At 75.6% G+C, this 8,234-nt stretch carries 8 protein-coding genes; 5 read left to right on the top strand and 3 right to left on the bottom strand.

Going from position 1 to position 8,234, the window contains the following annotated elements; all coding sequences use genetic code 11:
* Nucleotides 1–391: SAM-dependent methyltransferase (locus ABD323_RS37805; protein WP_344446632.1), on the bottom strand; the 391-nt coding region annotated here is incomplete at its 3' end.
* A 159-nt stretch (nt 392–550) separates the two neighbouring features.
* Complete coding sequence (locus ABD323_RS37800) at nt 551–829, bottom strand: HPr family phosphocarrier protein (protein WP_344446631.1); 279 nt, start codon at nt 827–829, stop codon at nt 551–553.
* Nucleotides 830–1,015: 186 nt separating this feature from the next.
* Between ABD323_RS37800 and ABD323_RS37795 the strand changes: the two genes are divergently transcribed.
* From ABD323_RS37795 to ABD323_RS37780, 4 genes are all read left to right on the top strand, one after another.
* The gene (locus ABD323_RS37795) at nt 1,016–3,799 is read left to right on the top strand and encodes a bifunctional acetate--CoA ligase family protein/GNAT family N-acetyltransferase (protein ID WP_344446630.1); all 2,784 of its coding nucleotides are present in this window, start codon (nt 1,016–1,018) and stop codon (nt 3,797–3,799) included.
* 105 nt (nt 3,800–3,904) lie between these two features.
* A complete protein-coding gene (locus tag ABD323_RS37790) occupies nt 3,905–4,492 on the top strand; it encodes a DUF5998 family protein (protein ID WP_344446629.1) in 588 nt (195 codons plus the stop codon).
* A 17-nt stretch (nt 4,493–4,509) separates the two neighbouring features.
* The gene (locus tag ABD323_RS37785; RefSeq protein ID WP_344446628.1) at nt 4,510–5,694 is read left to right on the top strand and encodes an alkaline phosphatase family protein; all 1,185 of its coding nucleotides are present in this window, start codon (nt 4,510–4,512) and stop codon (nt 5,692–5,694) included.
* A gap of 69 nt (nt 5,695–5,763) precedes the next feature.
* The gene (locus tag ABD323_RS37780; protein ID WP_344446627.1) at nt 5,764–6,414 is read left to right on the top strand and encodes a thymidine kinase; all 651 of its coding nucleotides are present in this window, start codon (nt 5,764–5,766) and stop codon (nt 6,412–6,414) included.
* A gap of 43 nt (nt 6,415–6,457) precedes the next feature.
* Here ABD323_RS37780 and ABD323_RS37775 read toward each other — a convergent pair whose 3' ends face one another.
* A complete protein-coding gene (locus ABD323_RS37775; RefSeq protein ID WP_344446626.1) occupies nt 6,458–7,234 on the bottom strand; it encodes a VOC family protein in 777 nt (258 codons plus the stop codon).
* Between the two features lie 208 nt (nt 7,235–7,442).
* Between ABD323_RS37775 and ABD323_RS37770 the strand changes: the two genes are divergently transcribed.
* A partial coding sequence (locus ABD323_RS37770; RefSeq protein ID WP_425556302.1) for a sulfurtransferase occupies nt 7,443–8,234 on the top strand: 792 nt, incomplete at its 3' end.

Below are 8,234 nucleotides of genomic sequence, written 5' to 3'. Positions count from 1 at the left end.
ATGCGCGGCTGCTTGCCACCGCGGATCGGGTGCGGGTGGGCGGCGACCAGCTCGCGCCGACGCAGAGCACCAGGTCGTAGGGCCGCGGCGGCGTGAAGTCGGCGGCCGGGCGGTGGTGCAGTCCCAGCCGGCGGACCACTCCCAGCTGCTCGGCGGCCTGCCGGGCCAGGGTCAGGGCGGCCGCGTCGGTGTCCAGGCCGTCGGCCGTCGCGGCGGGGTGCGCCACCAGGGCGCGCAGCAGCCAGGCGGCCGGGCCGCAGCCCAGCTCCAGCAGGCGCTCGTCGCCGCGCCGCACGGCCCGGGCCAGCAGCGCGGCCACGCTCTCGTCGCTCAGCGGGGCGGCGACGGGGTGATGGGTGTGAGCGAGGCGGGTCAGCTCCTGACGGTTCATCTGCCCAGGGTCCCAGCCATCGGCCGGCCGCGCAGGAGAGTGCGCGCATCGGACCGCGGACAGGCCGGAGGGGTGCCCCGCCGAAGCGGAGCACCCCTGCGCGGGCGGGCGTCGAGCCGGACGTCGAGCCGGGCCTCGAGTCGGGCCTCGAGCCGGGCCTCAGGCCGCGGGCAGCTCGTCCAGGCCCTGCTCGACCATGGCCGCCAGGCGGTCCAGCGCACCCTCGGCGCCCTCGGCCTCGGAGGCCAGCACGACCTCCTCGCCGCCCTCGGCGCCGAGCGCCAGCAGGCCCAGCATGGAGGCGGCGTTGACCGGGTTCCCGCCGTTCTTGGCGATGGTGACAGGCACGCCGACGGCGGTGGCCGCCCGGACGAAGACCGAGGCGGGACGGGCGTGCAGGCCCTCGGGCCAACCGATGGTGACGCGGCGCTCAGCCATGAGACGTGCCTTTCAGGTGGTGCTGCTTGCAGACATGTTGTCTAGACCATTCTGGCACGGGTGGGAAGCAACCGAGTCCGCCCGGGGGCGGCCCGCCCCGCCGCCGCGCCCCGGCCCGCCCCGGCACACCCTGCCGGGCCCGCATCCCGGGCGCCATCCGCCCCGCCGCCCGATAGCCTGGCGCGTGTGGACCACCCCCAGGCCGACGACCAGGGCTATCCCCAGCACTGGGAGGCCGACATCCTGCTGCGCGACGGGGGCACCGCGCGGATCCGGCCGATCACCCCGGCCGACGCGCAGCGCCTGGTCGAGTTCTACGCGCAGGTCTCCGACCAGTCGAAGTACTTCCGTTTCTTCGCCCCCTACCCGCGGCTCTCCGACAAGGACGTGCGGCGCTTCACCCACCACGACTACGTGAACCGGGTGGCCCTGGCCGTCGTGGTCCGCGACCGCTTCATCGCCACCGTCCGCTACGACCGGATCGACGCCACCGGGCGCCCGAGCGAGGACGGCACCGACGCCGAGGTGGCCTTCCTGGTGCAGGACGCCCACCAGGGCCGCGGGGTGGCCTCCGCGCTGCTCGAGCACATCGCGGCGGTGGCCCAGGAGCGCGGGATCCGCCGGTTCGTCGCGGAGGTGCTGCCGGAGAACCGGAAGATGACCAAGGTCTTCACCGACGCCGGCTACACCCAGCAGCGCAGCTTCGCCGACGGCGTGGTCCACCTGGAGTTCGACCTCGAGCCCACCGCCGCCTCGCTCGCCGTGATGCGCGCCCGGGAGCACCGCGCCGAGTCCCACTCGGTCCAGCGGCTGCTGTCGCCCCGCTCGGTGGCGGTGATCGGCGTCTCGCGCACCGAGCGCTCGGCCGGCCGGGTCCTGCTGCGCGCCCTGCGCGGCAGCTTCACCGGGCCGCTGTACGCGGTGAACCGGTCCGCCCCGCCCGGCACCGTGCTGGAGGGCGAGACGGTGCACCGCTCGGTGCTGGAGATCCCCGGCCCGGTGGACCTGGCGGTGATCGCGGTCCCCGCCTCGGCCGTCCCCTCGGTGGTCGCCGAGTGCGGCGCGCACGGGGTGCGCGGGCTGGTGGTGGTGACCGCCGGCTACGCGGAGACCGGGCCGGCCGGCCGCGAGCGCCAGCGCGCGCTGGTCCGCCAGGCCCGCGCGGCGGGCATGCGGGTGATCGGCCCGAACGCCTTCGGCCTGCTCAACACCGCCGCCGAGCACCCGCTGAACGCCTCGCTCGCGCCCGCCCTCCCGCAGGCCGGGCGGTTCGGCCTGTTCTGCCAGTCCGGCGCGATCGGGGTGGCGCTGCTGGAGGCCGCCCACCGGCGCGGGCTCGGCGTCTCCTCCTTCGCCTCGGTCGGCAACCGCGCCGACGTCTCCGGCAACGACCTCCTGCAGTACTGGGAGGAGGACCCGGCCACCGACGTGGTGCTGCTCTACCTGGAGTCCTTCGGCAACCCGCGCAAGTTCACCCGGATCGCCCGCCGGCTGGCCGCCGTCAAGCCGATCGTGGTGGTCAAGGGGGCCCGGCACACCGGCAGCCTGCCGCCGGGGCACGCGGTGCCGCCGACCGCCAGCGGGCTGCAGGACGCCACCGTGGACGCGCTCTTCCAGCAGGCCGGGGTGATCCGGGTGGAGACCATCACCGAGCTCTTCGACACCGGGGAGCTGCTCGCCCACCAGCCGCTGCCCGGCGGCGACCGGGTCGCGGTGGTCGGCAACTCCGACTCGCTGGGCCTGCTCACCCACGACGCCTGCCTCAGCGCCGGCCTGCGCCCGCGCACCCCGGTGGACCTGACCACGGCGGCCACCGGCGAGAACTTCCGGGTCGCGCTGGAGACCGCGCTCGCCGACACCGCGGTGGACGCGGTGATCGCGGTGGCGATCCCGCCGATCACCACCTCGGGCGCCGGCCGGCCGGGCGAGGCGCCGGTGCCGCACACCGACCCGGCCCTCACCGAGGCCCTGCTGGCCGCCGCGGCCGGCGCCCGCCGGCTCGGCAAGCCGCTGCTGCTCACCCACCTCGCGCTGACCGACCTGCCCGCCGTGCTGCGCACCGACGAGGAGGCCCTGCCCGCCTACCCCGCGCCCGAGCGGGCGGTGCGCGCCCTGGCCCACGCCGTGCGCTACGGCGCGTGGCGGCGCACCACGGAGGCCGCCGAGCAGACCGCCCGGGTGCCCGAACTGGAGGGGATCGACACCGCGGCCGCCCGCCGGCTGGTCGAGGAGGCGCTGGACACCCGCACCGCGGCCGCGGCCCGCACCCAGCCCGGCGGCGCCCGCTTCACGCTGCCCGATCCGCAGGCGGCCGCGCTGCTGGCCCACTACGGCATCGAGGTGCAGCGCGCGCTGCCCGCCCCCGACGAGGAGCAGGCCCTGCGCGCGGCCGCCGCGCTCGGCTACCCGGTGGCCCTCAAGGCCACCGCCACGCACCTGCGCCACCGCCCCGACCTGGGCAGCGTGCGGCTCGACCTGACCGACGAGGAGGGGCTGCGCCGCGCCTACCGCGAGCTGTCCGCCCTGCTCGGCGGCCCGGCCCGGTCCGAGCCGGTGGTCCAGCGGATGGCCGCGCGCGGGGTGGACACGGTGATCGGCGCGAGCGTCGACCCGGCGGTCGGCGCGATCCTCTCCTTCGGCCTGGCCGGCGCCCCGGCCGAGCTGCTCGGTGACGTGGCGCACCGGCTGATCCCGGCCACCGACCTGGAGGTGGCGGCGCTGGTGCGCGAGGTGCGCGCGGCCCCGCTGCTCTTCGGCTGGCGCGGCGCCGCCCCGGTGGACACCGCCGCCCTGGAGGAACTGCTGCTGCGGGTCTCCCAGCTGGCGGACGATCTTCCGGAGGTCGCCGCGGTCGACCTCGAACCGGTGGTCGTGGGCCCGCACGGGCTGGCGATCCTGGGGGCCCGGGTGCGGATCGCCCCGCTGCCGGCCCGCAGTGATCTGGGCCCGCGCAGCATGAGCACCCTGTAGCCTTCCTGGGTTGCGCCCGTCCGGGGGGCGGTCAGTGAGGCGGCCGACGCGGATGTCCGGCGCAGTCCAGCCCGCTGCGTCGGCGGGGCATGCCAGGATGGAGTTATGGCGAAGACCGGTACCACCACCACGCAGGACCTGCGCTCGGCGATCGAGCGCAGCGGCTACTACCCGGCGCTGGTGTCCGAGGCCGTGGAGTCCGCGGTGGGCCCCGAGCCGATCACCTCCTACCTGGTCCACCAGGAGACCACCTTCGACGCCAACGAGGTGCGCCGGCACGTGACCGTGCTGGTGCTCACCTCGACCCGGTTCGTGGTGAGCCACACCGACGAGCAGGCCGCCGACGCCACCAGCCCGGTGCCGTACGCGACGACCTCCACCGAGAGCGTGCGGCTGGACCGGATCGGCTCCGTGGTGCTGAGCCGGATGGTCGCCAACCCGGAGACGTACACCCCCGGCACCCTGCCGCGCGAGGTCGTGCTGACCATCGGCTGGGGCGCGGTGCAGCGGATCGACCTGGAGCCGGCCGGCTGCTCGGACCCCAACTGCGAGGCGGACCACGGGTACACCGGCTCGGCCACCGCTGACGACCTGTCACTTCGGGTCAGCGAGGCGGGGGACGGCCCGGAGACGGTGGCCCAGGCGCTGGTCTTCGCCCGGGCGCTGTCCGAAGCCGCCATCAGCAGGGCCTGAGGGTCCGGTACCGGCAGATGACGCACCCGCCCTACGGCTACGACGACTTCGAACTCCTCGACCCCGCCGACGCGCCCGCCCCCGGCTACGGCAGCGGCTCTCTCTGCGACCTGCTGCCCACGGTGGCGGCGGGCATGGGCGTGCCCGGGTTCACCGGCATCCTGCCGCTGGCCCCCGCCGACCGGGTCTGCGTCTTCCTGGTGGACGGCATGGGGTGGGAGCTGATCCGCCGCCATCCCGCCTACGCGCCGTTCCTGACCTCGCTGCTGGCCGGGTCGCTGGGCGGCAGCGGGCGCCCGATCACCGCGGGCTTCCCCTCCACCACGGCGACCTCGCTGGCCTCGGTCGGCACCGGCCTGCCGCCCGGCCTGCACGGCCTGGCCGGGTACACGGTGGCGATCCCGGGCCGCAACCAGCTGATGAACCAGCTGCGCTGGCAGCCGCCGGTGGACGCGCGCACCTGGCAGCCCTACCCGACGGTCTTCGAGCGGGTGCACGCGGCCGGCGTGGCGGCCAGCCAGGTCTCCTCGCCGCTCTTCGCCCAGACCCCGCTGACCCGGATCGCGCTCTCCGGCGGCCAGTTCCTGGGCCGCACCACCGGCGAGGAGCGGATGGACCTGGCGGCCAGTCAACTCGCCGCCTCCGACCGGGCGCTGGTGTACACCTACGTCAGCGAGCTGGACGGCATGGGCCACCGCTACGGCGTCGCCTCGGACGAGTGGCGGATGATGCTGAACACCGTCGACCGGCTGGCCCAGCGGCTCGCCGAGCAGCTGCCGCCGCGCTCGGCGCTGTACATCACGGCCGACCACGGCATGATCGACATCGCGCCCGAGAACCGGATCGACTTCGACGAGGACTGGGAGCTCGGCGCCGGCGTCGCGCTGCTCGGCGGCGAGGGCCGGGCCCGGCACGTCTACGCGGTGCCGGGGGCGGCGGCCGACGTCCACACGGTCTGGAGCGAGGTGCTCGGCGACCGGATGTGGGTGGCCACCCGCGACCAGGCCATCGAGGCCGGCTGGTTCGGCCCCGCGGTGGACGACCGGGTCTACCACCGGATCGGCGACGTGGTCGCCGCCGCCCGCGACGACGTCGCGGTGACCGCCTCGCGCAGTGAGCCGGGCGAGTCCGCGATGGTCGGGCTGCACGGCTCGATGACCCCCGTCGAACAGCTCGTCCCGCTGCTCGAAGTCCGCGCCTGATGCGTCCCGCGGCGCGTCCCCCGACGCGCACGGCGACCGTCCGGCTCACGAAAGGCCCACGCTCCACCCATGGCTGACCTGGTGTTCTTCTCGGGCACGATGGACTGCGGCAAGTCGACGCTGGCGCTGCAGATGAACCACAACCACGCCGCCCGCGGCCGGCAGGGGATCATCTTCGCCCGCCACGACCGGGCCGGCGCCTCCACCATCTCCAGCCGGCTCGGCCTGCGCGCCGAGGCCGTGGAGGTGACCGACGGCTTCGACTTCCAGCACTACGTGGTGCAGCTGCTCTCGGCGGGCGGCAAGGTCGACTACCTGATCTGCGACGAGGCCAACTTCTACACCGCCGGGCAGGTCGACCAGCTGGCCCGGGTGGTCGACGAGCTCGGTGTCGACGTCTTCACCTTCGGGATCACCACCGACTTCCGCACCCGGCTCTTCCCCGGCTCCCAGCGGCTGCTCGAACTGGCCGACCGGGTCGAGGTGCTGCAGGTCGAGGCGCTCTGCTGGTGCGGTGCCCGGGCCACCCACAACGCCCGCACGGTGGGCGGCGTCATGGTGGTCGAGGGGCCGCAGGTGGTGGTCGGGGATGTGGCGGTCAGTGAGGACGAGGTCGGCTACGAGGTGCTCTGCCGGCGCCACCACCGGCGCCGGCTCACCGCCGCCACCGCCCGGGCCGCCGCGCTCTCGCCGGACGTGCTGCCCTTCGAGCACCACTGAGACGGATCACCGCTCGCCCCACCACCCGTCTCGGCCCGCCGGCTCAGGGCAGCCGCACCACGGAGAAGCGCCCGCCCTCCGGGTCCGCCAGCCGCGCGACCCGCCCGTACGGGGTGTCGTACGGCTCCACCAGCAGCGCGCCGCCCAGCCGCAGGCACTGACGCACCGCCAGGTCGACGTCCTCGACCGCGAAGTAGACCCGCCAGCGCGGCGGGCCGTCGCGCAGGTCGGTGGTCTGCTTGATCCCGGCGACCGGGTGCCCCTCGACCTGCAGGGTGGCGTCCTCCTCGCCGCGGGCCACCGCCGAGGGCTCGGCCTCCACCACCGTGCGACCCAGCACCGAGCCGTAGAACGCGGCGGCGAGCGGCTCGTCGTTGGTCACCAGCTCGTTCCACACCGGCGCGCCGGGCTCGCCGACCACCTCCCAGCCGAGGTGGTCCTGGCCCTCCCAGAGCCCGAAGAAGGCGCCGGAGAGGTCGGCCGCGACGGCGAGCCGACCGGCCCCCTCGGACTGCAGCGGGCCGACCGCCACCGTCCCGCCGCACTCGCGCACCCGCTGGGAGACCGCGTCGGCGCTGTCCACCGCGAAGTAGGTGGTCCACTCGACGGGCAGCGCCGGCTCCCGCGGCGTCACCCCGATGCCGGCCACCTTGGCCCCGCCGAGCGTGGCCCGGACGTAGCAGCCCAGTTCGGTCGGCCCGGGCGTGAAGTCCCAGCCCAGCAAGGGCCCGTAGAACGCCTTGGCGCGTTCGAGGTCGTGGACCATCAGGCTCACCCAGCAGGGCGAGCCGTGTGCCACCCGGACCTTCACCGCAGTCATCACAGCCTCCTCGCGGGGCACCCGGCCCGGCGGCGCGGGCCCCAGGCTCCAGATGGTCCCACCTGACCGCGCGGCGGGTGGGGCGACCGCGCGGAAATCATGGCAAAGAGCGCACAAAGGACCACGCAGCGCCACCGGGCGACCGAACGGGGCCGAACGGGGGCCGACCGCGCCCGCGGCGGCCGCCGGAAGCAGCACAATGGCGGCCATGGACAAGACTTCTCCGCTGATCTCCGTGGCCGAACTCGCCGCTGAGCTGGCCGGCGAGCGCCCGCCGGTCCTGCTGGACATCCGCTGGCAGCTGGGCGGTCCGCCCGGCATTGACGACTACCTGGCCGGCCACCTGCCGGGGGCGTACTTCCTGGAGCTGGACCAGCAGCTCTCCGCGCCCCCCGGCCCGCCCGGCCAGGGCGGCCGGCACCCGCTGCCGGACGCCGAGCTGCTGGGCACCGCGCTGCGCCGGGCCGGGGTCCGGGCCGAGTACCCGGTGGTGGTCTACGACTCCGCCCCGGCGACCGCGGCCGCGCGGGCCTGGTGGGTGCTGCGCTGGGCCGGCCACCCGCAGGTGCGGGTGCTGGACGGCGGCATCGCCGCCTGGCAGGCGGCCGGGCAGCCGGTGACCACCGAGGTCCCGCCGCCGGGCGAGGGCGACTTCAAGCCGGTCCCCGGCCAGCTGCCCACGCTGGACGGGGACGCGGCCGCGGAGCTGGCCCGCACCGGCCTGCTGCTGGACTCGCGCGCGGCCGAGCGCTACCGGGGCGAGGTGGAGCCGATGGACTCGCGGGCCGGCCACATCCCCGGTGCGCTGAGCGCGCCGACCTTCGAGAACGTCGGCGCGGACGGGCACTTCCTGCCGGTCGCCGAGCTGGTGGAGCGGTTCCGCGCGCTGGGCGCGAACGGGCGCGAGCCGGTCGGGGTCTACTGCGGTTCGGGGGTGACGGCGGCGCACCAGGCGCTGGCCCTGGAGCTGGCGGGGCATCAGGTGACGCTCTACCCCGGC

It is taken from the genome of Kitasatospora nipponensis (assembly GCF_039528135.1).
GTDB lineage: Bacteria > Actinomycetota > Actinomycetes > Streptomycetales > Streptomycetaceae > Kitasatospora > Kitasatospora nipponensis.
The sequence above is the reverse complement of the archived record's forward strand: the minus strand, read 5'-3'. Positions and strand labels throughout refer to the sequence as shown.

Excerpts from the sequence above, each read along its gene's own strand:
- ABD323_RS37800 (WP_344446631.1), bottom strand. The coding sequence starts at position 829 with ATGGCTGAGCGCCGCGTCACCATCGGTTGGCCCGAGGGCCTGCACGCC.
- ABD323_RS37790 (WP_344446629.1), top strand. The coding sequence starts at position 3,905 with ATGGCGAAGACCGGTACCACCACCACGCAGGACCTGCGCTCGGCGATC.
- ABD323_RS37785 (WP_344446628.1), top strand. The coding sequence starts at position 4,510 with ATGACGCACCCGCCCTACGGCTACGACGACTTCGAACTCCTCGACCCC.
- ABD323_RS37780 (WP_344446627.1), top strand. The coding sequence starts at position 5,764 with ATGGCTGACCTGGTGTTCTTCTCGGGCACGATGGACTGCGGCAAGTCG.
- ABD323_RS37775 (WP_344446626.1), bottom strand. The coding sequence starts at position 7,234 with ATGACTGCGGTGAAGGTCCGGGTGGCACACGGCTCGCCCTGCTGGGTG.